General features: G+C 30.3%; 22 protein-coding genes and 1 pseudogene. All 23 read right to left on the bottom strand.

Translation table 11 applies throughout. The features are described 5' to 3' along the window. Window positions 1-394 precede the first annotated feature (394 nt). The 23 genes and pseudogenes from rimO to A0O34_RS13970 all read right to left on the bottom strand — a co-directional run bounded on the left by rimO (window position 395) and on the right by A0O34_RS13970 (window position 23574). On the bottom strand, window positions 395-1696 hold the full coding sequence (gene rimO, locus A0O34_RS14090) for a 30S ribosomal protein S12 methylthiotransferase RimO (RefSeq protein WP_066755609.1): 1302 nt from the start codon (window positions 1694-1696) through the stop codon (window positions 395-397). 94 nt (window positions 1697-1790) lie between these two features. Continuing rightward, entirely contained in the window at window positions 1791-2336 is a 546-nt protein-coding gene (gene rfbC / locus A0O34_RS14085) for a dTDP-4-dehydrorhamnose 3,5-epimerase (protein ID WP_066755606.1), read from the bottom strand. A 35-nt stretch (window positions 2337-2371) separates the two neighbouring features. Further along, window positions 2372-2941: a sugar transferase gene (locus A0O34_RS14080; RefSeq protein WP_066755603.1), complete on the bottom strand. Its 570-nt coding sequence runs from the start codon at window positions 2939-2941 to the stop codon at window positions 2372-2374. 18 nt (window positions 2942-2959) lie between these two features. Then, on the bottom strand, window positions 2960-4090 hold the full coding sequence (locus tag A0O34_RS14075; RefSeq protein WP_066755601.1) for an aminotransferase class I/II-fold pyridoxal phosphate-dependent enzyme: 1131 nt from the start codon (window positions 4088-4090) through the stop codon (window positions 2960-2962). 36 nt (window positions 4091-4126) lie between these two features. Beyond that, window positions 4127-4768, bottom strand: coding sequence for an HAD family hydrolase (locus tag A0O34_RS14070; protein ID WP_066755599.1), 642 nt, complete (start codon window positions 4766-4768; stop codon window positions 4127-4129). After that, on the bottom strand, window positions 4758-5726 hold the full coding sequence (locus A0O34_RS14065; protein WP_066755596.1) for an ATP-grasp domain-containing protein: 969 nt from the start codon (window positions 5724-5726) through the stop codon (window positions 4758-4760). The genes A0O34_RS14070 and A0O34_RS14065 overlap by 11 nt, the downstream gene beginning before the upstream one ends. Then, window positions 5719-6330 (bottom strand): sugar transferase, encoded by a 612-nt coding sequence (locus A0O34_RS14060; RefSeq protein WP_066755593.1) that lies wholly within the window; start codon window positions 6328-6330, stop codon window positions 5719-5721. The genes A0O34_RS14065 and A0O34_RS14060 overlap by 8 nt, the downstream gene beginning before the upstream one ends. 11 nt (window positions 6331-6341) lie before the next feature. Next, window positions 6342-7550, bottom strand: a complete 1209-nt coding sequence (locus A0O34_RS14055) for a glycosyltransferase family 4 protein (RefSeq protein ID WP_066755589.1) — start codon at window positions 7548-7550, stop codon at window positions 6342-6344. A gap of 2 nt (window positions 7551-7552) precedes the next feature. After that, the gene (gene wecB / locus A0O34_RS14050) at window positions 7553-8689 is read right to left on the bottom strand and encodes a non-hydrolyzing UDP-N-acetylglucosamine 2-epimerase (protein ID WP_066755586.1); all 1137 of its coding nucleotides are present in this window, start codon (window positions 8687-8689) and stop codon (window positions 7553-7555) included. Beyond that, complete coding sequence (locus A0O34_RS14045) at window positions 8637-9881, bottom strand: O-antigen ligase family protein (protein ID WP_066755583.1); 1245 nt, start codon at window positions 9879-9881, stop codon at window positions 8637-8639. Before A0O34_RS14045 ends, wecB begins: the two co-directional genes overlap by 53 nt. A gap of 5 nt (window positions 9882-9886) precedes the next feature. Further along, window positions 9887-11005, bottom strand: a complete 1119-nt coding sequence (locus A0O34_RS14040; RefSeq protein WP_066755580.1) for a polysaccharide biosynthesis C-terminal domain-containing protein — start codon at window positions 11003-11005, stop codon at window positions 9887-9889. Next, complete coding sequence (locus tag A0O34_RS14035; protein WP_066755577.1) at window positions 11005-11430, bottom strand: WxcM-like domain-containing protein; 426 nt, start codon at window positions 11428-11430, stop codon at window positions 11005-11007. The genes A0O34_RS14040 and A0O34_RS14035 overlap by 1 nt, the downstream gene beginning before the upstream one ends. Before the next feature lie 10 nt (window positions 11431-11440). Further along, window positions 11441-12475 carry a polysaccharide biosynthesis protein gene (locus A0O34_RS14030; protein ID WP_066755575.1) on the bottom strand — a complete coding sequence of 345 codons (1035 nt, stop codon included), beginning with the start codon at window positions 12473-12475 and terminating at the stop codon, window positions 11441-11443. A 9-nt stretch (window positions 12476-12484) separates the two neighbouring features. After that, window positions 12485-14217, bottom strand: a pseudogene (gene asnB, locus A0O34_RS14025) (asparagine synthase (glutamine-hydrolyzing)). Between the two features lie 82 nt (window positions 14218-14299). Continuing rightward, a complete protein-coding gene (locus tag A0O34_RS14015; RefSeq protein WP_066755566.1) occupies window positions 14300-15064 on the bottom strand; it encodes an AglZ/HisF2 family acetamidino modification protein in 765 nt (254 codons plus the stop codon). 6 nt (window positions 15065-15070) lie between these two features. Then, window positions 15071-15685 carry an imidazole glycerol phosphate synthase subunit HisH gene (hisH, locus tag A0O34_RS14010; RefSeq protein ID WP_066755563.1) on the bottom strand — a complete coding sequence of 205 codons (615 nt, stop codon included), beginning with the start codon at window positions 15683-15685 and terminating at the stop codon, window positions 15071-15073. Beyond that, window positions 15682-16827 carry an N-acetyl sugar amidotransferase gene (locus tag A0O34_RS14005; RefSeq protein ID WP_066755560.1) on the bottom strand — a complete coding sequence of 382 codons (1146 nt, stop codon included), beginning with the start codon at window positions 16825-16827 and terminating at the stop codon, window positions 15682-15684. The genes hisH and A0O34_RS14005 overlap by 4 nt, the downstream gene beginning before the upstream one ends. Window positions 16828-16834: 7 nt before the next feature. Beyond that, entirely contained in the window at window positions 16835-17779 is a 945-nt protein-coding gene (locus A0O34_RS14000; RefSeq protein ID WP_066755558.1) for a hypothetical protein, read from the bottom strand. Between the two features lies 1 nt (window position 17780). Next, window positions 17781-18998, bottom strand: a complete 1218-nt coding sequence (locus A0O34_RS13995) for a glycosyltransferase (RefSeq protein ID WP_228394295.1) — start codon at window positions 18996-18998, stop codon at window positions 17781-17783. 27 nt (window positions 18999-19025) lie between these two features. Continuing rightward, a complete protein-coding gene (locus A0O34_RS13990) occupies window positions 19026-20213 on the bottom strand; it encodes a glycosyltransferase family 4 protein (protein WP_066755555.1) in 1188 nt (395 codons plus the stop codon). Further along, window positions 20203-21375, bottom strand: a complete 1173-nt coding sequence (locus tag A0O34_RS13985) for an O-antigen ligase family protein (protein WP_066755552.1) — start codon at window positions 21373-21375, stop codon at window positions 20203-20205. Before A0O34_RS13985 ends, A0O34_RS13990 begins: the two co-directional genes overlap by 11 nt. Further along, on the bottom strand, window positions 21356-22642 hold the full coding sequence (locus tag A0O34_RS13980; protein WP_157886022.1) for a lipopolysaccharide biosynthesis protein: 1287 nt from the start codon (window positions 22640-22642) through the stop codon (window positions 21356-21358). The genes A0O34_RS13985 and A0O34_RS13980 overlap by 20 nt, the downstream gene beginning before the upstream one ends. A 2-nt stretch (window positions 22643-22644) precedes the next feature. Beyond that, a complete protein-coding gene (locus A0O34_RS13970) occupies window positions 22645-23574 on the bottom strand; it encodes a UDP-3-O-(3-hydroxymyristoyl)glucosamine N-acyltransferase (RefSeq protein WP_066755539.1) in 930 nt (309 codons plus the stop codon). Between the last annotated feature and the right edge of the window lie 3 nt (window positions 23575-23577).

Here is a 23577-nt window from a genome sequence, read left to right as displayed (position 1 = left end):
TTACATTTTTCATCAATGATATTTATTCAAAATGGGACAACTCATCCCAACTTGTGCCTTAACAAAAGGAAATCAAAACAAATTATAAGGATTAAATCCTCAAAAACTGTTTCATTTTCGATTTAGTTTTAAATATCTAACGTTCAGTAAATAGCATTATAAAAATCTATTCATACCGCAAAGTTAGTACTTTATTATTTAACTGCAATAGTCTGATATAAAAAGTTTTACAAATCCATCTTGATGAAAATATAAAACACTAAAGATCAAACAGTTACTTGCAATATTAAAATACAATAAAATGTGTTAAATTTTATTAATGTTTAAAATATATTTAGAGATATAATACTATCAATGAATTATATATTGAAAATTCACTAATAAATGAGATATTTTAAACCAACTCTCCATACAAGTCGAATTCTTCGGCAGAAGTGATCTTAACCTCAGCAAATTCGCCAATAGAAATATAAGTATTGTCCGCAGAAACCAACACTGTATTGTCTACATCAGGAGAATCATATTCTGTTCTTCCTATAAAATAGTTTCCTTCTTTTCTATCGAATACACATTTGAAAACTTTTCCAATCTTCTCCTGATTCTTTTCCCAAGAAATTTGAGATTGTAATTCCATGATTTCTTCTACCCTAGCTTCTTTTACTTCCTGAGGAATATCATCCTCCAAAACATAAGCCGTAGTATTTTCCTCATGAGAATATGTAAAACAACCCAATCTGTCAAACTTTTGTTCTCTTACCCACTCCTTCATTTCCTGAAATCTTTCTTCAGTTTCTCCGGGATACCCAACGATTAAAGTTGTTCTAATTGCCATATCAGGAACTTTCTCTCTGAATTTAGCAAGAAGTGCATCCGTCTTTTCATGAGTAGTACCTCTCTTCATCGATTTCAATAAATCTGAATTGATGTGCTGAAGCGGAATATCTATATAATTACAAACTTTTGGTTCTTCTCTGATGATATCTAAAACATCTTCAGGAAAACCGCTTGGGAAAGCATAATGAAGACGAATCCACTCTACTCCTTCTACTTTTACAAGTTCTTTTAATAAATCTCCAAGGGCACGTTTTTTATAGATATCTAAACCGTAATAGGTAAGATCCTGAGCTATTAGAATTAATTCTTTAGTTCCTTTTTTTGCTAATTTCTGAGCTTCAGAAACTAATTTCTCAATCGGCGTAGAAGTATGACCACCACGCATTAAAGGGATCGCACAAAAAGAACATGGTCTGTCGCAACCTTCAGATATTTTTAAATAAGCATAATGTCTTGGAGTAGTTGTTAATCGCTCTCCAACCAACTCATGCTTATAATCTGCGCCTAAATGTTTCAATAAAATAGGAAGATCTCTTGTTCCGAAGTATTGGTCTACATCAGGGATTTCTTTAATCAAATCCGGCTTATATCTTTCAGAAAGACAACCTGTAACAAAAACTTTTTCAACTTCACCTCTGTTTTTAGCCTCTACATATTCAAGAATTGTATTGATAGATTCTTCCTTTGCATTATCTATAAATCCGCAGGTATTGATAACAACGATATCACCTTTGTCTTCATGCACCACATCTTTTCCATTGGCTTTCAGCTGGCTCATCAACACTTCAGAGTCATATACATTCTTTGAACAGCCGAGTGTGACGATGTTAATTTTCTTCTTACCTATGGATTTTGTACGCATCTTTTTGATTTTGAGTTTGCAAAGATACGAAATATTGAAGAGTATGAATTAAAAAAAGAGAACCACTTTAATAAAGTGATTCTCAATATGCTATTTAAAAGTTTTTATCTTTAAAGCCTAGTGAATTTTGATCTTTCTCTGAAAGAATCATACCATTTGGATCAACTTTCCAATCAATATTAAGCTCTGGATCATCAAATTTTACACTTCCTTCGGATTCTTTATTATAAAAATTATCACATTTATAAGCAAACACAGCCGTTTCACTTATTACTGAAAAACCATGTCCGAATCCTCTTGGTATATATAATTGAAGCTTATTTTCTTCGGTAAGTTCTATACCGAACCATTTGCCAAATGTTGGAGAATCTTCTCTCAAATCAACAGCTATATCCCAAACTTTACCTTCCAAACATGAAACGAGTTTAGCCTGAGCATGTTCTCCTTTCTGTAGGTGTAACCCTCTTAAAACTCCATAAGAAGATTTAGAAATATTATCCTGAACGAAATGCCCGTTCATTGAGGTTAGTTCTTCAAACTTCTTTTCATTAAATTTCTCAAAGAAATAGCCTCTATCATCTTCAAAAATAGTAGGCTCTATTATATAACAATCTTTAAGTGGTGTTTCTTTTATTTTCATAGATTTAAATATAGCTTTAAAAGCGATCTGCAAATTTATTTTATTATTTTGAAAATTGTTTTCAAAATGATCCTTAAATCTTCGGAAAAAGACATTTTTTCCAAATAATTTAAATTCATTCTTACTTTATCTGGAAATATAACTTCATCATTATATAACATAGGATTTTTCTGAGATTTTAATAAAAATTCTTCATTACTATATTTTATACTTGCTTCAGAAGTCACTCCAGGTTTTAGTTGTAACACTTCCCAGTCATTTCCTTGAAGCTTATCATAATATCCTTCAATATCCGGACGAGGGCCTACAAAACTCATTTCTCCTTTAATAATATTGAATAATTGAGGAAGTTCGTCAAGCTTAGTTTTCCTCAATAATAGACCTAAATACGAGCTTTTTTTAGTTTTTTCATTAATTGTTTTAAATTTATAAATTGTAAAAAGTTTACCATACTGGCCTACTCTTTTTTGACAGAAAATCCCATTTGACTTTGTATCAATACTAATTATAATAAATAAAACAATGAACAAAGGCATCATCAAAATAATCAAAATGATTGAAAAAATAAAATCAAAAATGACCTTCCAATTTTTATAATGATTCATTGATAATAAAACTAAAGCTTAAAAAAACTTACTGATAACATTAGCAATTCTTTCCCTTTCTTCATCAGAAAGGTTAGATCCTGAAGGTAAGCAAAGTCCATCCTCAAATAATTTTTCGGAAACATTGGTTCCATAATAAGGCGCATCAGCAAAAATTGGCTGCATATGCATAGGTTTCCATAATGGTCTTGATTCTATATTATCTTCTAAAAATGCTAATCTTAAATCCTCTCTTGTTTTACCAACAATAGCCGGATCAATTATGATAGAAGAAAGCCAATGATTTGAATAAAAATCAGAATTCGGTTCAGAAAAAACTTCTACTCCATCAATTTTTTCAAAGATATTCACATAAAAATCATGCATTGCTCTTCTTGCATCTACTCGATCTTGTAATACCTCCATTTGTCCTCTTCCAATACCTGCTACAATATTGCTCATTCTGTAATTGAAACCAATATGTGAGTGTTGATAATGAGGAGCATTGTCTCTGGCCTGAGTAGACAAAAACACAGTTTTATCTTTATCATCCTTTGTGTGACAAACTAATGCGCCACCTCCAGAAGTCGTGATAATCTTATTTCCGTTAAAACTTAGAATTCCAAAACGACCAAAAGTACCACAAGACTGGTCTTTATATTTTGAACCCAAAGCTTCTGCGGCATCTTCAATAAGATCAATTTGATATTCATTAGCAATAGAAACTATCTCGTCCATTTTAGCAGGCATTCCATACAAATGAACTACAATTATTGCTTTTGGCTTTTTACCATTCTTAATTCTATCTTCAATAGCTTCTTTTAAAGCTTTTGGACACATATTCCATGTATCTGATTCGCTATCAATAAATACAGGGGTTGCACCACAATACGAAATCGGATTTGCAGAAGCAGAGAATGTCATTGACTGGCATATAACCTCATCACCATGCTCAACTCCACATTCTATTAAAGCCAAATGAATAGCCGCCGTACCCGCAGATAAAACAGCAACATTTACATCTTTATTTAAAAAAAGTTCTAAATCTTTTTCGAACCCATCTACGTTAGGTCCTAATGGAGCTACCCAATTTTCTTTGAAAGCTTCATTTATATATTTTAATTCATTGCCTCCCATGTGAGGAGAGGATAACCAGATTTTCTCAGACATTATAGTGATTTTTACTTAGTGATATATTGTTGATTATTAACTTATATAATTGATCAATTCTCTTAGATTATCTATTATAAAATGAGGTTTATGCTCTAAAGATTCATCAAAATTTTGCTGATGGATGTTTCTTCCTCTATCTTTTAATGCTATAGTTTGCCATCCCAACTTATTTGGTGTGATAAAATCTTTCTTTGGATTATCTCCTATATAAAAATAGTCCATATTAGTATCCGTCATGAATACTTTATAATTATTTTCATTTGGTTTGGTGCTTCCAAACTCTTCAGAAATAATAATTTCGTCAAACAGAGATTCTATATTTAAAGCTTTAAGCTTATTTCGCTGTGTTACTGATCTTCCATCGGTTATCAATCCCAGCTTATAATTCTTGTTTTTGATATAATCTAAAACAAAATTAACATCTTCATTTACTTTAAGAAGCGGATAATGATTTCTGTAGATATCTAAAAGTTCATGCTTACTAACCGTATATTCAGTTTCTAAAAGACTAAAAGTATCTTGTTTGTCTTTATAAGAAGTAATCATTTTTTCAAATAACTGCCCCGAATTATTTTCATCCAACATACTCGCTATTCTTAGGTAAGCAGATTCCAGATAGTCTATTTCATACATTAAAGTATCATCAAGATCAAAAATAATATATTTATTCTTCATAATTATGAACTAAAACTTCATCGTCATATCTTAACATTAATAAATTATCTTCCCAATCTTCAAAATAAGGAATTTCTTCATTAAATATATATTCTTTTATGATCCACTCGGGATAGTTTGCTCCAGCCAGATAGCTTAGCGGATATCCTCCTCCGAATCGTGAATTTATCTCAATTGCAATAATTCTTTTTTCTATTGGATGAAAGAAAAACTGCATTGTAAGACATCCTACAGCTCCTTCAATTTTAGATAAATTATCTTTAACATAATTTATTATTTCGTTTTTGGAAGTTACTCCTTTATTAACTTCACCGGCTCTTATAAATATACGTTTACGAGGAACTATACATTTTAACTCACCATTTTTATCATAGTAAGTATCTACCGTGTATTCATCATAAACATCATGATCAATATACTCCATAAACATAAGTTTAGGGTTCTGAAAATGATATTCCGTTAATTCTGAAGCCTCTCTTATCAGGAATGTATCTTTGCTTAATGAACCGTCATAAGGTTTAATGAACATAGGAAAAGTAACATTTTCTTTATCAACTTCCTGAGGAATATCTATGTTGTTTTCTTGAAAAAACTCATTGATAATTCGCTTATCTCTGCATTTTGTAATAAAATCTTCCGAAGAGATAATCGGAATGATCCCATTTTGTAAAAGAAGTTCTCTGTTTTCAGCTAAAACAATAAGTTCGGTATCAATTGTTGGAATAATAATCTTTATTTCCCAATTTTTACAAATTTCTAATAGTTTGGAAATATAATCTGCATCTGTAACTCTGCAAATTTCTTTAGATCCATCTGAAACATGACAAGCAGGCGCCAGTATTGGATTTAAATCTACTGTAAAAACTTTTCCAGTTTTATCTACTTTTCTAATTTCTTTCTGAAAAGCACGAACTAAAGAAACTCTTTGTCCTGCAGATGTTATAAGTATATTATTCATTTCCTTCTTTTGTAAACATTTCCATTGTTGCTTGCCCCTCCTGTGCTATACCTTCTCTTATAAAAACTTTTTTTATTGTAAGGAAAAAGATTTTCACATCTAATAAAAAAGAGAGGTTATCCACATACCAAACATCAAATTCAAACTTTTTTTTCCATGAAATGGCATTTCTTCCATTTACCTGCGCCCAACCGGTTATTCCAGGTTTCACTTCATGTCTTCTTCCTTGAAAAGCATTATATATTGGCAAATACTGAACCAAAAGAGGTCTTGGTCCTATAAATGACATATCTCCTTTTAGAACATTAATAAGCTGTGGAATTTCATCCAAAGATGTTTTTCTAACGAATGAACCAACAGATGTAAGTCTTTCAGCATCTGATAAAAGATTACCATCAATCCCTTTTTTATCGTTCATTGTCTTGAATTTTATTATTTCAAAGATTTTTCCGTTTTTTCCGGGTCTTTTCTGAAAGAAAAAAGGTTTACCATCGTTCGCAAAAAACAGGCAGATTGTAACGACTAAAAAAATCGGGCTTAAGATAATTAATCCTACTGCAGCGAAAATAACATCCAAAATCGGTTTAAAAATAGTTTGATACATTTTTATTTATCCTATTTTATATTAATAATCTTTTGGTAAGAATCTTCCACTTTAAAATCATTTACCAGGAAATCCCAACTTTTCTGTCTCATCTCTTCAAACTTTTCAGGAGCCATTTCTATCAATGAATTAATAGCTTCTGTCATTTGATTTATATCATCAGAATAAACGGAAATTCCGCAACCATTATTCATAATATCCGTACCTATATCAGTATTATTATCTGTAGCTGCAATTATAGGCATCTTAAATTCAAGATATGAAAGTAATCTGGATGGATAATTCGGAATCGTAAAATCTTTATGTAAGAATATAAGTCCTACATTACAAACTCTTATCAGTAAATCATAATCACTCTTCGGCAAAGCTGATAGCAGAATAGTATTTTGAGGATTATTAATATTAACCCAGTTTTCTATTTTATTATATTCAGTTCCTGAACCTACTATGATAAAAAACAACCTTTCATCGTTTTTCTTTGCTTCCAAAGTTTGTAAAAGAAACTCAATTCCCTGAGGTTTTCCAAGACTTCCTCCGTAAATGAATATTTTTCTATTGTCAGGAATTTTATATTTAGCTTTAATTTTTTCTTCATCTTCATTTGAAACGTCATTGAATGGCTGTATTTCAATTGAATTGGGATTAATTTCAACTTTATTATTTGGAATGTACGGATTATGATTTAAAACATAATCAGCATTTGCTTTAGACATACATCCTATCTTGTCGGAAATATTATATAAATCTTTTTCTTTATTTCTAAAATAGCGATATATCATTCCTTTTTTAGAAATAAACTTCATATCTACAGCATTTTGAGGAAAAATATCCTTCAGTAGTAAATACGTTTTAGCATTATCTCTCTCCCTAAAATATTTGATAAGGTTGGTAAAAGTAATAGGAGGCGTAGAATAAAGTATTAAATCAAATTTCACATCAGAAAATTTCTTTTTAATAGCTCTTAGAAACAGTTTTTCTATGGATATTGTGGATAATCCTTTTTCTATAAAATTCGTTTTCTGAATATTAAGTGTTCTTACATTTAAAAACTTTGCACTGCCTTCTGTTTTTATTGTACTTTTTTGTTTTTCGCGTCTTTCTGTAGGAGAAACGATATAAAGATTATGTCCGTGGTTAGAAAACTCACGCATCAAATCATGATAGATACTGCGTTGTTGCAGTGTTTCAATTTTAACTAAGGTAAGGAATAATACATTCATATTTATATCTTACTCCAAACTACTCTATTAATATAATCTGTATAACTTAAAATGATTCTTACTACTTTTTCAGAAACATTAGGCATCGAATAATCTGCTACAGATCTGTAATTTCTTTCTTTACCTACTTTTTGTTGTTGAAGTTGTACCAATCCCTGTAAAATTCTTTCCGGTGACATTCCTACCATCATTACAGATGCTTCTTCCATTGCTTCCGGTCTTTCATGAGCATCTCTGATATTAAGCGCTCTGAAATTTAAAACAGATGATTCTTCAGAAATTGTTCCCGAATCAGATAAAACAGCATAACTTCTCATCTGAAGAGCGTTATAATCATGGAAACCAAGTGGTTTTAAAAACTGAATTTCCGGTCTCATTTCTATCTGTTTCTTATCAATCATATTTCTTGTTCTAGGGTGAGTAGAAACAATAATAGGATATCCAAATTTTTCAGCAATAGCATTAAGGCTTTCCATTAAACCATTAAAATTCTTTTCAGAATTAATATTTTCTTCTCTATGTGAAGAAACTACAAAATATTTTCCTTCTTCCAAGTTCAATCTGCTTAAAACATCAGAACTCTCAATTTGAGATAAATAATGATTTAAAACCTCAAACATAGGAGATCCTGTTTTAATAATTCTGTCTGCAGGAAGCCCTTCTCGCAATAGATATTCACGGGCAATATCAGAATATGTTAAATTAACATCTGAGGTATGATCTACAATTTTACGGTTTGTTTCTTCAGGAACTCTTTGATCAAAACATCTGTTTCCTGCTTCCATATGGAAAATAGGAATTTGCCTTTTCTTAGCTGGAATTGCACAAAGACAAGAATTTGTATCACCTAAAACCAAAAAAGCATCAGGTTTCAGCTCTTCAAGAAGCGGATCTATTTTAATTAAAATATTTCCTACCGTTTCTGTTGCCGTTTTTCCTGCAGCTTCCAAAAAGTAATCAGGTTTACGTAAACCTAAATCCTCAAAAAAGATCTGATTAAGTTCGTAATCATAGTTTTGTCCCGTATGGACGATAATATGTTCAACAGCTTCAGAGGCATCTAAAGCTGATAATACCCTTGATAATCTAATAATTTCCGGTCGTGTTCCCACAACTGTTACTACTTTTAATTTCTTCATTTGTTAAATTTATATATCCTAAACCAATTATTGCAGCACCAAAATACCAAAACTCAAATGATGAGTATATATTTCCTGATGTCTGAATTAAAATAAAATATTGAAAGAAAAAAAAAGCTAAAATCCCCCTTTCTTTATACTTGTAAATATTTTTTAAAATCTTTATAAAATTCTGTATTACAAATTTAAAATAAATAATAAATAGAATCATACCTAACACCCCTGTTGACATAAGAACATCCACAAATAAATTGTGAGGATACGTCCCATCTTCAAAAAGTACTCTCCCTCCGAACCAAGGATTATTAATGAATATATCAATACCTTTATTTAAATAATATGATCTTCCGGAACCATTTTGTTGAAAAATTGCAGCATTTATTCTTTTGAAAAAAACAATATCATCTCCTAGTCCATTTATATAAATCACAAAAAGTGAAAATATTGATAAAATTACTCCAATAGACAAATAAAACCAATACTTTCTTTTATTTATTAATATAAAAAACACCAAAAGAATTAGAAAAAAGGTTAAAACAGGACTTCTTGCTGCAGATACAAACATAGGTACACATCCCAATACAATTCCTAATAAATATATTTTCTTATTTTTATTCAGAAATAAATAACTAAACAAGCTGATAAACACTAAACTTAATCCATAATGCCCAGTTAAAATATAATATGACCTGAATATACCACTTCTGTTACCATTCGGCTTTCCTATAAAGAGCAAATTAATTCCTAAAATAATTAAGAAAAAATAGAAAACTATTCTATAGAATTTTTTAAAATCAACCTTTTGATAATTTAAGCTCAAAAGTGCCAGTACAGGTAAAGGAATTACAATTAAACCAAAGTAGTAAAAGGATTCTTTAAACCCTTGAAAAGTTTTTGGAATAAAGTAAAAATTTTGAAAACTATAAATTACCTTGATTATATAAAATATATAGAATAAAAGAAAATATATAATGACGTATTTCCTTTCTTTTACAATTTCAAAATTTTTAGCTATAAAATATATTGAAGAAATGAATATCCCTCCTCTTAATAAAAGGTTAGTAAAATGAGGCAATACTTCTAATTCAAAAGGATCTATGTAGGCAAGAATATAACCAAACAAAGTAATAAAAAGGAAATAAGTTTCCTTTTTATTAACAATTGAGGATTTTAAACGATTTATTCTTTCCATCAAAATTATACTTCTACAAAATAAGTATCCGAGTCTTCGGGATTAAAAGGCTCATTAATCCAGAAAATTGTGTACAATTCTTCCTCTCCGATATTTTTAATGTTGTGAGTATACCAAATTGGCATATCTACATACGCAGGCTCATTGCCATCCAAATAAAAGTCTAATACTTCGTCTGAATCTATTTTTCTTAATTGTATCAAAGCTTTTCCTTTAATTACAGCAAATCTTTCTATTTTTCTTGTATGAAAATGGTTTCCTCTCGTAATTCCGGGAACCGTTGTCGAGAAAGAGCATTGTCCTCCAATTCCCAATCTTATGACTTCAACAAAAGCTCCTCTAGGATCTGTGTGTTGTGTAAATTTTACAGGATAGTGGTCTTTAATCTCAAAATAACAACGAAAAGTATTGAAAAGATTAAGATCAAATTTTGTATTCAATTCTGGAATTTCACCATTATCGAAATACAATTTTTTATAGTTTTCTAATTTATTGAGAACTTCAGAAACTTTATTCACCGAAGTATAAGAAACTTCATAAATATCTTTTGTTTCAGCAGTTTCTATTTGATTAATAATTTCCTGAACCAGCTCTCCTACATAAATAAGTTTCACTTCACCATCATTATCGATCACCGGAGTTTCTCCATGTGTAAGTTTATGGCAAAATGTAGCAACGAATGAATTATAATTAGGCTTTCCGAACGGTCCGAAAACATTTGGAATAATCATTCCTGTGAACTTTCCGCCAGATTTTTTTGCCCAGTCTGCAAAAATTTCGCGCCCTTCTTTTTTAGATTTTCCGTATAGATTATCTTTTTCTTCCTGTGAAGAAGATGAAAAAAGAACGTGAGCTTTAGAATTTTTTTTCTCCAGAGAAGCAACCAGTTTTTTAACCAGCTTAATATTATTATTGAAAATAACTTCAGGATCTGGATGACGGTTCATTGCTGCAAGATGTACAATTACATCACATTTCTTTACAAATTCATCCAATTTTGCTGAATCATCAAAAAAAGATCTCTCAAAATCTACTCTTTCAAAATCTTCAGGTCTTAAACCTAAAGTATTGTATAAATGTGACCCGACAAATCCGTTTTGTCCGGTAATTCCAATTTTCTTCATTATTTTAAATTTTCAAAATAATCTATAGGAAAGCGAAAATCATCGTTTATCTCTCCCAAAAAATAATCTGCCATAACTAATAGTCTTGCCCCCTTTTCTTTAGACTGAATTGCACTTACGAATCCTTTAGGAACATGTAAGACATCTAAATTTTCAGAAGAAAGTTCAAAATCCAAGATTTCAGAATTGTTTGATGGGTTTTCCCAATTGTCTATTTTTATAAGTTTAATTGTAAAACTTCCTTGCAATGCCGAAAACCAGCGTTGCTCTATTTGGTGCCCTGTCCAACCTCTAACAAAATCTACATCTGCATTTTCAATACAGTACATTCTTCTAATTTCTGATAGATTGAAATCATTATTAAAAAGAAGACTTCCCCTTTCATCAGAATATTTTCCTCCTTCAATAATTTTGGGCATTTCCATAAAAATATTTTTAGTCGGGATATTGCATTACATCTTCACCTAAAATTTCCTTTCTTATTAATGGAAGTTTTAATAATAAGTCTTTCATCCCTTCCACATCTTGTTGCTGTGTATTATGAGAGTGATAATCTTCAATTTTTGAAATATCTTGTATACCTTCAGAAAAATATTGAGCATAGTTTAAATCTCTGTTATCAGCAGGAATTCTATAAAAATCTCCCATATCTTCTGCCTTTAACATCTCTTCACGAGTACATAACGTCTCATATAGTTTTTCACCATGTCTTGTCCCAATAACTTTTATCGGATTATCGGCTTTAAACATTTCTTTCAATGCCTGAGCTAAGTCTCCAATTGTACCTGCAGGAGCTTTATTAACAAATAGATCACCAGGATTTCCGTGTTCAAATGCAAATAATACTAAATCTACAGCTTCTTCTAATGACATTAAAAAACGAGTCATATTAGGATCTGTGATCGTAATTTCGCCACCAGCTTTAATCTGTTTAATAAATAATGGGATCACAGAACCTCTGGAAGCCATTACGTTACCATATCTGGTAAGACAAACTACTGTTTCCTCCAGATTTCTTGAAGCGGCAACAGCTACTTTTTCCATCATTGCCTTGGAAATTCCCATTGCATTGATAGGATATGCAGCTTTATCTGTACTTAAGCATATTACTTTTTTCACCTTATTTCTTCCAGCTGCATCGATGACATTTTGTGTGCCTTCAACATTAGTTTTCACAGCCTGCATAGGGAAAAATTCACAAGATGGAACTTGTTTTAAAGCAGCAGCATGAAAGACATAATCTACTCCTCTCATTGCTGGTTCTACACTATTATAATCTCTTACATCTCCAATATAAAATTTCAGTTTATCACTTTTAAACTGATTTCTCATATCATCCTGCTTCTTCTCGTCACGAGAAAAAATACGAATCTCTTTAAAATGTTCTGTATTTATAAACTTTCTTAAAACAGCTGTTCCAAATGAACCTGTTCCTCCTGTTATAAGTAGTGTTTTATCTTTAATCTGCATATGCGTTTTTTAGTTTTCTAATTTCATATTATAAAATTTTTCCCAGATCGCTATATTATAAAGCCTCCATTCTAAATCTCTATCTGCTATAAAATTAAATTTCTTTTTCGAAATTTCCTGTATGATTTTAGAACTATTAATAGTTTCATATATACTTTCAGATCTTGGCCACCAATGTTCAACAGGTGGTGCCAATCCAATTTTTCTATTGTTATAAGTTATCTGATCCGGTACATATTTTTCAAGATTTCTTCTTAATATATATTTAGACCAGCCATCTCTTATCTTGTAATTATTATTTATTGATAATACAGTTTCCACAAAACTATAATCTAAAAAGGGAAGCCTAGACTCAATAGAAAAAAGCATTGAGTTTTTGTCTTCGATTCTTAAAATATCCGGTAATAAAAAGAAAAAAATTTCATTTTTTTGAAGCTCAAAAATTCTTTTATACGACCTTGTTAACTTTTTAAGTTTTGTAAAATTGATTATATTTAAATAACCTTTCTTTAAAAGAGCACCTCTTCTTTTTAATCTGAATTTTCTAACATAATAGTTAGAAAAATAAAAATATGTTTTTGCTGCCTCCAAAATAGAAAGATCATAATGGCTTTTAACCTTTCTCAAAAATTTAATATTTGATATTAAATCATGATTTTTTAAAAATGCAGCAGTATATCTACTATAACCCAATAAAATTTCGTCGGCTCCCTGACCGTCTAAAAAAACCTTAATTCCCAGTTTATTAGCTTCTTTCATCAAAAAATTTTGCATGAAAACAGATAAGTCGGCAAAAGGTTCTTCATGCATAAAAATTACGTCTTCAAGATCATCTCTGAATTCATCAGACTTAGGAGTTACAATATCATGCTTGATATTAAGAGTTTCAGCAATAATTGTAGCTAATTGGCTTTCGTCATCCTTTTTATCTAAGGAACCAACTGTAATGGCAGTAAATCCATTATTATTTTCTTTGCCAATAATTTTATTGGCAATTGATGTAACATAAGGACTATCCAGACCGCCACTTAATGCGCTTCCGATTTTCACATCCGACCGTAATCTTAATCTTACTGATTCTTCAAATCTTTGTTCAAAAAGCTTAATAGACTCATCAAGGCTCAGTTCATTTACTTCTTTTCTAAACTCAATTTCATAATATTTATATATTTCAAACTGATGGTTATTTAAATCATAAATAAGGTTATGTGATGCTGGCAGCTTAAGTATACCTTCAAAAAATGTTTCATTGTAATGCCCTGTCATATTAACAATAAGGTATTGCAATAAAATTTGAACATTTACTTTTTCAATTTTTTCTATTTCAAGAATAGGTTTTATCTCGGAAGCAAAAATAAATTTATCTTTATCTGTGTAATAGTAAAATGGCTTGATTCCAAATCGATCTCTTGAGCAGAATAATTTATTCTTTTTGGAGTCAAAAATAACGAAAGACCACATGCCATTAAACTTTTGCACACACTCTTCCCCCAATAATCATATGCTGCAATTAAAACTTCTGTATCAGAACTAGTCGTAAAAGTATATCCTTTTTCTTCCAGTTCTTTTTTTAATTCTATATAATTATAAATGGCTCCATTAAAAACCAATACATGCTTATCTTCAAAAAAAAATGGCTGATTTGCTGACTCACTAGTATCGATAATTGAGAGCCTTCTATGTCCTAAACCTAAATTTAAATTAACGAAAAAACCTTCGGAGTCTGGCCCTCTATGTGACATTTTATCTGTCATTTTCTTTAGAGTTTCCTTTTCTACCGAAGTTTGATTTTTATATATTATTCCAGCAATGCCGCACATTCAGTTATTTTTGTATTAATATTTCTTTTTCTTCAAAAGTAGGGTAACTTATTAAAACAGCTTTGTACACCCCTTTAAACACGAATAAACTTCCTGCAGCAACTCCTATTATTCCGTGTTTATCTATTACTTGTTTAACGTGATCTAGAGAACCGGCTCCTCCCAAAACAGTAAGTGGTAAGGAAATTTTCTCTCTAATTTTCTCTATTAACGCCATATCATACCCCTTCATCACTCCATCCTGGTCTATAGAGTTTATAATAATTTCTCCAGCACCCAACTTTTGTGCATCTTCAACAAATTTAACAGGATTAATTCCTGTTGCCTTTTTTCCGTTATGGGTATAAACCTCATAGCCTCCGAAAAGCTTTTTCTTTACATCTAATACCACTATTACACTTTGTGATCCTACTCTTTCTGCAATTTGTGTAATTAATTGTGGATTTTGAAGAACTGCTGATGAAAGTGCAATTTTTTCGATCCCAAGACCAAAAATTCTTTGAGCTTGTTCAACGGTTTTCACACCTCCTCCATAGCAAAGGGGCATTCTTGATTGATTGGCAATTCTTTCAATTAAGCTATAATTTGGCTCCAATCCTTTTGCCGTGGCATCAATATCAAAAATTGCAAGTTCATCTACTTCTTTTTCATTAAATATTCTTACGGCATTTATAGGATCTCCAACGTATTTTGGATTCTTAAAGTTTACAGTCTTTACAAGTCCACTATCCTGGATTAGAAGACTTGGTATAATTCTAGGCCTTAACATTTTCTTTTAAAGTTTTGCAAAATTATGTAACAAAATTTCACCATAATGGTGACTTTTTTCAGGATGGAATTGTATCCCATATCTATTTTTATGATGTGCCGCAGATGCAAACTCTCCACCATAATCTGTTATGGCCATAATATCTTCATTATTATTACAATGAAAGTAGTAGGTATGAAGAAAATAGAAAATAGAATTATTTTCTAATCCTTTAAATAATTCTATATCTTTTACAGGCTTTACATCGTTCCATCCCATATGTGGAAGCCTAGTTACCTGATTAATCTTTGTTTCATCAATCTTTTTTACAGTAGCGTCAATCCACTTCAACCCTTCAACCTTTCCTTCATCACTGCTGTTTGCCATCATTTGCATTCCTACACAGATTCCGATGACCGGTACATTTTCATCAAGTACTAATTGATCAAGTTTATCTCTCATCCCCGAATTATTCAATTGAGTCATCGCATGGTCAAAATGACCAACACCCGGAAGAATTATTTTTTGTGCACCCTCTAAATCTTCCTTTGTCTTAGCAATTTTTACGGGAATATCTACTCTTTTATAAACATTAACAAAAGCATTGATATTTCCTACTCCATAATCAATAATTGTTATCATCTGAATAATCTTTTTTCAAGTCCAAGTTTCCTCATTGTCTGTGCTCCAAGACCAATAAGGGATCTTTTATTTTTATAATCGTGATATGTTTTGTTTTCTCCTTCAAATAATTTTTGAAGTTCATCTGTAGTAAGATCTAATTTATTTGCTACATATTCAAATTCTTTTAGTAGAAACTCTTCAGAAAGCTCAGGTCTTGAAACTCGGTCTAATGCCTCTTCTCTTGTCATCTGTCCTGTTAAAATCAAGCTGGAAAAATGTGCTTTTCTTTTTTGATATCCAAATTTTCTTGGCATCCAATAATCTTCATAGAATCTTGTAAATCTTGATTCATGATGCTTATGTTGAAAGCTTTCCCATCCGTATTTATCAAATAGCATCTTTTCAACATCTTTTTTATTATATGGTAAACAGTTTAATGGTTTATAAACTTCCATACCTAAAACATATTTGTAATAGAGTTTATAGCTCATAATATCCACTATTGGAAAAGTTTTAAGCTCTTTTTTTCCAAATTTTTTATGAATATCTAAAATTAATGTTTTATCTATCCCCGGATATGCTCCCCACTCCTCAGGTTCTCTACAGCATTCTGTAGAGTAATTTCCACCTGTTAGTACATATTTTATTTTATTTTTTTTGGCAAATTTATAGAGACCTGAAAAAAATGCAATATCCTGTGGCATATCTTGATCTGCAACCTGTGCTTTTAGAAATGCAACCTGTAGATCTTTCATTTCTTCCCAATTAATAACTTCAGTATAAAGGTCTAAATTAAGTCCATTAACTAGTTTTTCAATATTTCCTACTGCTCTATCTGTATTCCAACCTGCATCAACATGGAAGATTAAAGGACGCAGACCCATTACTTCTTTTGCTACATGAGCTGCATACGAGCTATCCAGCCCTCCGCTTAATCCTATGATACAGTCAAAATCTCTGTTTTTACCATCTTTTCTGATCTTTTCTGCTACTTGTTCCAGCTCCTTTTGCCCTCTTTCGTCGGTATGCCAATTTGGTAAAATTTGCTCTATATAATTTGTATAATAATCACTTTCTCCTTTTTCATTGAACACAATATTAGGATCTGTGGTATCCATTATTGTCTTAGTGCAGATTTGAAGATTTTTATTTATTTCCATAAGTATGTTATTCCACTTCTTTTTTCATGAGGCTTAATAAACCAATAATATATTGATCATAAAAAGCATCAAAATTACCAATTTTATTTTTTTCAAGTTCCTTTTTTAGTACAGGCTCATTAACTCTGTATGCATAACCATCTGCATTCCATAGAACCAGTCCATCAATATGTTTATTTTTATATTCTGCTTTAGCAATTGTTGATATATATGTTTTATAATCAGAATTATCTATTTGCTCATTACCAATTGACTTATTGGAAGGATGGTAACGTGACATTACAAATGGATAAACTTTTTTATTATATAAGCTTGCTATTCTCAGCATTTCTTCTGTATTTTCTTTAAGATAACCTTTATTTTCTAAATTAAAGCTCACATTATTATAAAATATATAGATTGAAGGAAAAAGAATATCACTTTTTTTAATTATCTCATCTACTTTTTTATATTGGTCATAAAATTTTTTATCTCTTCCCCAATAGGTTGTAAACGGAATACCATAATATCCCCATTTAACATTTGGTCTTTCTTTTTTTACAAAACTCAATACGTCCAAAAATAGCTTAACACTTTTTTTATAATTAGAACTTGTAATATTTTCTTTTAAAAGATAGTCTGTATAAGGATATTCTATATCAATATATGCAATACCTGATGATTTGGGATCCGGATAAGCTCTTTGAAGTTCTTTTAAAAGTAAATCTTCGCTAAAAGTAAACGGTACTTTACTATCAATAAACTGCCCATCGTTTACAAACTGTACAAATTGTATTTTTTCACGATTTATAAAATCTACAAATGTTTTTGATTTATTATCAGAACAAATTAATATTTGAGGTTTGGCCTGAATATTTTTTACTTCTGAGGATATGAAGCTTTGTTTTTTATCATTTCCTATACATGCTAAAAGAAATACTGTAATAAGTACCGTAAATAGTTTTGTAATCATGTCAATTCAATTTTAATATGTCATAATATAAATTCAGATATTCTTGAAAACGATCATCTTTATTAAAAAACTCCTCAGCCCTTTTTCTACATTTGTCTGCATAAAATGCTTTACCATTTTCACGAATTATTCTGATAGCATTATGCAAACCTTCTACATCTCCTTTTTCTACTGTAATTCCTGTCTCATCATTTATAGTTTCTGGTGAGCCTCCTGATTTAAAAGTAATAACAGGAGTTCCACAAGCCTGTGCTTCAATATTGGTTAAGCCTAAAGCTTCTTCTAAAGTAGGATTCAAGAAAACATCTGCGGCTGAATAAAACTCTGCCAGCTCTTTAACGCTCTCAGTTCTTTCTATCCCTTTTATCTCTGCTGGCAAACTCTTAATTTGGTCTTCACTTAAGCCAATTAACATTATTTGATATTCTTCTGAAAGCATTTTTGACAGCTCAACAAAATACTTCAATCCCTTTCTTTCACCCCAAGGGCTTGCCACACCCAATATTACAAATTTATCTGATAAGTTAAACTTTTCTTTTATATTTACTGTATTTTGTGGGGCAAAATTATCAATATCTATTCCATTATGAATAGTTTTTATTTCAACTTCTTTTAAAAAAGATTCCTTTACCTGATCTTCAATCCAATTCGAAACAGGAACAATCGTTAAGTTTTCAACGGAATTAAAAATTCGTTTTTTATCTTCAAAATTCTTTAATGATTGATCTATATATGATTTTGGATATTCTTGTGTTTGTGGACATTGATTACAGGTACTCTTCCACTTATCACACTCAGCAAGCTCGTAATAAGAACAATGTCCTGTAAAAGACCAACAGTCATGAAAAGTCCAAACTACAGGTTTGTTGAATTCTACTAAAAATTTAAATAATATTTCAATATTTATGTAATAGCCATGTAGATGCTGAAGTTGAATTATATCCGGATTTATTTCTTTAATAATCTTTATCAGATTTTTTGTAGCTGATGAAGATCCAAATCCATGACGATCAGTAAATCTTGTTAAAAGACCATGCATAATTAAGTCAGCCTTACCTCCAATGCGGATAACTTTAGATTTACTCGGATTATTATCTCTCGCATATGCAATATAACTGTCCCAGCCATTCTCAATTGCTTTTTCACCAATATGTTCAGCAATTCTCCCTACAGAACCACTATTTACTTCACTAGATATTTGAAAGATTTTAATACTCATAATAATCTATTTGCTATTAGCTTCAGATTAATTTTCCAGCGTTTTTTCTGCAATTATTCTATAGTCTAAATATTCTTTTGCTGTTTTTTCTGCTCCTTTTTTCATTTGTTCAATCTCGGAGGGATTTTCAATTAATTGATTTAATAAAGTTGCAAAATAGTCGGCATTTAAATTTTCTTTATCAACTTTTATGATATTATTGTTTTGATTTAAATATGACATATCTTGTCCGCCAAAATCACCAACAATTAAAGGCAAATGCATTCCTATAGATTGCTGCCATAAAACAGATTGGCTACTTGGATAGACTGCTAAATCTGAAATAGCAAGCAACTCGTATATTTTTGTATTATCAACCCAACCTATGAAATGAATATTCTTGTAATTTTCTGCACTTTTTTTAATATTATCAAAATATTCTTCTGACCCTTGATCTTCTTTTCCAAAAACAATAAGATGTACATCCTCTCTATTATTTTTTTTAATTGCATCAACAATTACATGGGTATTTTTAAGTTTATTGATCTTACCTCCAGTGATAATAATGATATCATTTTCTTTTATCCCTAGGTTTTGTCTTTGCTTAATATTATCAATATTTTGCATTATTTCCATGGATTTGCTATAATCACATCCTAAGGGCAAAAGCTCCATTTCTTTATGGCTCACACCATATACTTCATGAAGAAAGTCTGCCCCACCCGGAACGACAGGAAATATTTTACTAATATATTTCTTATACTTATTAAAGAAGCTTTTTCTAATTACTTTATGTAGTATATTTAATGAAACCCAGTTATGAGCAGAGTTAGTATAATCTGCATGGTAATCTAAGATAATTTTGCAATTCGGAAATTGCTTTTTATATTTTACAGCTTCCTTTAGATTAAAATGTATATCGTGAACATAAATTAAATCAGGTTTCTCTTTTAAAAGAATTTCATATACTCCTGCATGCTTTCTTAATTTGTTTAAAAAATTAAAACTATAAGGAAGACGAATTATTTTTGCTCCAAAATATTCCTCTGTTTTTTGTTTTTTAGAAGAATCATACTTATTATGTGCATAATCAAAAACATTTTCAAAAGTAGATGATATAACTACTACATTATGTCCATACTTTGTATAGTTTTTAGTCAGCAAATTTTCCTGGTAAGTATAATCTAAACCAAAAAAATCTTGCAACATAACAATCTTCTTACTTTTATTTTTCATTTTGAGCTAAATTAATTGATAAGGAAAGCATAGGCCAAATTAATAAATAATTTACAATAGAGCCCGCCGACATTGATCCTACAGTATCCATTATAAGAATTGCACCAAATAAACTATATGCAAATACCTGCATTAACTTCATAGAATAAATAGCATTTAGCATAAAAATTATTATGGATAATATTCCACCAATAATTCCCATAGCCATAAAAGATTCTAAAATTATATTGTGGGGATATGTATTTCCGAAATTAGTTTCAATTGAGTCTCCAAAGAATGGATTATCTAAAAATTGCTCCCAAGCAGATTTTAAAAGAGATCCTCTATACTGATCATTTTCATTGGATGAAAAGCCGGTTTCGCTTATCCTTTGAAAAATCAATTTCGATACATCAAAATAACTTGGGAAAAGATTTAAAAGAATTATACCTGCTATAAAAAATAGAAATACATACTTTAATTTTACCTGCTTTAGATTGACAGCCAAATAAAGTAATAATGCTGCTAATAGCTGAACCAAAGGCCCCCTAGAACCAGCCATAAATACATTATATAAACTTAATATCATTCCTAATATATAGATACCCGTAATAAGATTTTTCTTATTTTTTAATAAAGAAATAAAACATAGAAAAAATAAAACAGATGAAGTTTTTCCAAAAGAAACCGTATTAAGAGCACTATTACCGTCTGCTCTTACTAAGATATCATCCGGAACAATTTGAGGAGCAGTAACATTATTATACAATCCCCAAATATTTACAATAAATAAGATTATTAAAACATAATTTTTTACATCCAACAAGGTTTTTTTAGAAAAATTTGTTGCACATGCAAATATAGATATCATTATCAACAATGAGAATGACCAGTAGTCATCAATGGGCGACATGATATTTTTTGAGGTAATTGCTGCGTCATAAAATAACCTTAATAAATATAAAGCCCAAAAGAAGAATAACAAAACATGAACTTTTGTTAATCTCATTTGATTTTTAAATATCACTAAAATACCTGTAACAACAACAACCAGCCTTAAAACAATACTTAATGGTCTAGATTCTATTTTTAATAAATCTGGAAAAAAAGATATAAGCTCATAGCCGTAAAGCATGAGTGTAAGAAAAAATACTTGTAATTTATTAGATCTTTCTGCCTCCATTTTTTGATAAATTGTTTGTAAAATACAAAAAAACTAAACTTGATAAAACAGAAATAATCATGTAAAAAATTAATGATAAAAGATAACTGTTATTAATATAGTAACCTAAGAATATTGACACGAAAACCAAAATTGCGTTTAGCATTTGTAATTTCATTAAAATCTTCTGCTTCTCAAAAATATAAAACAATGTATTTAGAGGTGCTGAAATAAATTCAAAAAATAGTGCTACAGACAAAATTCTAGCAAACTCTCCTGCAATTTCCCATTTTTCTCCAAATACAATTGAAAATAATTTTGGAGAAATAATAAAGATTAGCAAATATGTAGGAAAGGATATTAATAATAATTTCTTAAAAGTAGAATGATAAAGTTTTTCACAATTACCTTTCTCTCTTATTTCATCAATTGCATCATTTCTGAATACATTTCCGACCGAAGAAGTAATAACAATATTAGGGAGCCTAATCATCCTGTTTGCCATTGAAAAAAAACCTACAATTGTAGTATTATACAATGCTGAAAATAGAATTGGAATAAATTGCTGGCATGCTGTAAGTGATAAATCCGAGAGTATCATATATCTTGGAAATGAACTATACTCCTTTGCTGTACCTAAAAGTTCTTTATTAGGAGTAGTAGACAAATTATCTAGTAATTTTTTGTCTGTTAAAAGCAAAAATGCACTTGACGTTATAATTCCAATAATAAGTGCCCAGATCATACCACTCTCATAATGTAATACTCCAAATATTAAACTAAAAATACTTGTTCCTATAACCTGTATGGCATTAGCAATAGTTATTTTTTTATATTTCTTATCTCGTTGATTCCAATATCCTAATGCTGAATATAAAGCACCAAAGAAGATATAAATAGGCGCTAAATAAGCTTGATTATTACTAAGAAATCCTGTTTTATCCTTGAGATGAACAATATCCTTTAGAAGAAAAATTAATATCAAATAAAATATTGAAACACAAAAACCAATAACAAGTATGAGTTTGAAAATTGATGATGCTTTTAAGCTATCCTTAGGCAAGCCTAATGCTAATTCATACCGTCCTGTTGACAGAACTGCAAAAAACACAGCAAAACTGCTAAAAATAGATAAGAGCCCAAAAGATTCTACAGAATATACACGAGTAAGAAATGGTGAAGTTGCAATAACAATAAGCTGGCTTATAATAGTTCCGCTTGATAGTATTGCAACATTTTGTAAAAATGAATTTGATTTTACCCTGTCTATGAAATTTTTAATACTCAAAACTATTTAAATAATTTATCATTCATTATTTTTTTCTTACCCAATGCGATTGAAATTTCTTCGGCAGGACTTCCTATTACAGTTTGTCCGTTTTCTACATTTTTTACTACAACTGCAGATAAACCAATAGTAACATTGTCTCCGATTTTCTTTTGGTTAAGAATTGAAGATGACGGAGCCACCCAGGTATTTTCGCCAATCTCTACACTGCCTGCGACCATTGCATTGGCTATAACCAGACTATTTCGTCCAACCTTTACGCCATGAGCAATATGTACAAGATTATCGATTTTTACGTTATCCATTAAAATCGTATTTCCTAATACAGCTCTGTCTATACATGTATTATTTCCTATATCTACATTGTTTCCAATGATAACATTTCCTATGTGAGGAATAAAAACATATTGTCCTGTTTCATCTTTCTCATATCCAAAACCTACTCCTCCAATTGTATTATTGGCTCCAATGGTAACATTTTCACCAATTACGGTACCTTCCTTAATCGCTGTATGATGATCAACAACAGTATTATTTCCTATAATACAATTATCTTCTATTATAACGAATTCGCCCAAATATACATCTTTACCTATCTGAACATTTTCGCCCACAACAGCTGTTTTTGAAATCCCTGTTTTTTTGACAGGCATAAAAAATTCAGTAAGTGTTTTCTGAAAAGCAAGTCTTGGGTTGTCAAATACTAAATAAGTACAATCTGGATTAATAAAAGCTTCAGGAAATTCATTACAAATAATAATTCCTTTTGTAATTTCTTTAAGTTTATCATTAAATTTTGAAGAAACCCACATTAGAACATCTTCCCTCTGATTATTGGTATCTAACTGAATGGCATTGATAACCTTTTTATTAGTATTTCCAATTATAGCATCAGGTTTAAGCTTTTCTATTATTTCAGATAATATTGCCATAAT

This window comes from Chryseobacterium glaciei (assembly GCF_001648155.1).
GTDB lineage: Bacteria > Bacteroidota > Bacteroidia > Flavobacteriales > Weeksellaceae > Chryseobacterium > Chryseobacterium glaciei.
The sequence above is the reverse complement of the archived record's forward strand: the minus strand, read 5'-3'. Positions and strand labels throughout refer to the sequence as shown.

What these genes read in the sequence shown, in the direction of transcription:
- rimO (WP_066755609.1), bottom strand. Translation starts at nt 1,696, where the DNA reads ATGCGTACAAAATCCATAGGTAAGAAGAAAATTAACATCGTCACACTC.
- rfbC (WP_066755606.1), bottom strand. Translation starts at nt 2,336, where the DNA reads ATGAAAATAAAAGAAACACCACTTAAAGATTGTTATATAATAGAGCCT.
- A0O34_RS14080 (WP_066755603.1), bottom strand. Translation starts at nt 2,941, where the DNA reads ATGAATCATTATAAAAATTGGAAGGTCATTTTTGATTTTATTTTTTCA.
- A0O34_RS14075 (WP_066755601.1), bottom strand. Translation starts at nt 4,090, where the DNA reads ATGTCTGAGAAAATCTGGTTATCCTCTCCTCACATGGGAGGCAATGAA.
- A0O34_RS14070 (WP_066755599.1), bottom strand. Translation starts at nt 4,768, where the DNA reads ATGAAGAATAAATATATTATTTTTGATCTTGATGATACTTTAATGTAT.
- A0O34_RS14065 (WP_066755596.1), bottom strand. Translation starts at nt 5,726, where the DNA reads ATGAATAATATACTTATAACATCTGCAGGACAAAGAGTTTCTTTAGTT.
- A0O34_RS14060 (WP_066755593.1), bottom strand. Translation starts at nt 6,330, where the DNA reads ATGTATCAAACTATTTTTAAACCGATTTTGGATGTTATTTTCGCTGCA.
- A0O34_RS14055 (WP_066755589.1), bottom strand. Translation starts at nt 7,550, where the DNA reads ATGAATGTATTATTCCTTACCTTAGTTAAAATTGAAACACTGCAACAA.
- wecB (WP_066755586.1), bottom strand. Translation starts at nt 8,689, where the DNA reads ATGAAGAAATTAAAAGTAGTAACAGTTGTGGGAACACGACCGGAAATT.
- A0O34_RS14045 (WP_066755583.1), bottom strand. Translation starts at nt 9,881, where the DNA reads ATGGAAAGAATAAATCGTTTAAAATCCTCAATTGTTAATAAAAAGGAA.
- A0O34_RS14040 (WP_066755580.1), bottom strand. Translation starts at nt 11,005, where the DNA reads ATGAAGAAAATTGGAATTACCGGACAAAACGGATTTGTCGGGTCACAT.
- A0O34_RS14035 (WP_066755577.1), bottom strand. Translation starts at nt 11,430, where the DNA reads ATGGAAATGCCCAAAATTATTGAAGGAGGAAAATATTCTGATGAAAGG.
- A0O34_RS14030 (WP_066755575.1), bottom strand. Translation starts at nt 12,475, where the DNA reads ATGCAGATTAAAGATAAAACACTACTTATAACAGGAGGAACAGGTTCA.
- A0O34_RS14015 (WP_066755566.1), bottom strand. Translation starts at nt 15,064, where the DNA reads ATGTTAAGGCCTAGAATTATACCAAGTCTTCTAATCCAGGATAGTGGA.
- hisH (WP_066755563.1), bottom strand. Translation starts at nt 15,685, where the DNA reads ATGATAACAATTATTGATTATGGAGTAGGAAATATCAATGCTTTTGTT.
- A0O34_RS14005 (WP_066755560.1), bottom strand. Translation starts at nt 16,827, where the DNA reads ATGGAAATAAATAAAAATCTTCAAATCTGCACTAAGACAATAATGGAT.
- A0O34_RS14000 (WP_066755558.1), bottom strand. Translation starts at nt 17,779, where the DNA reads ATGATTACAAAACTATTTACGGTACTTATTACAGTATTTCTTTTAGCA.
- A0O34_RS13995 (WP_228394295.1), bottom strand. Translation starts at nt 18,998, where the DNA reads ATGAGTATTAAAATCTTTCAAATATCTAGTGAAGTAAATAGTGGTTCT.
- A0O34_RS13990 (WP_066755555.1), bottom strand. Translation starts at nt 20,213, where the DNA reads ATGAAAAATAAAAGTAAGAAGATTGTTATGTTGCAAGATTTTTTTGGT.
- A0O34_RS13985 (WP_066755552.1), bottom strand. Translation starts at nt 21,375, where the DNA reads ATGGAGGCAGAAAGATCTAATAAATTACAAGTATTTTTTCTTACACTC.
- A0O34_RS13970 (WP_066755539.1), bottom strand. Translation starts at nt 23,574, where the DNA reads ATGGCAATATTATCTGAAATAATAGAAAAGCTTAAACCTGATGCTATA.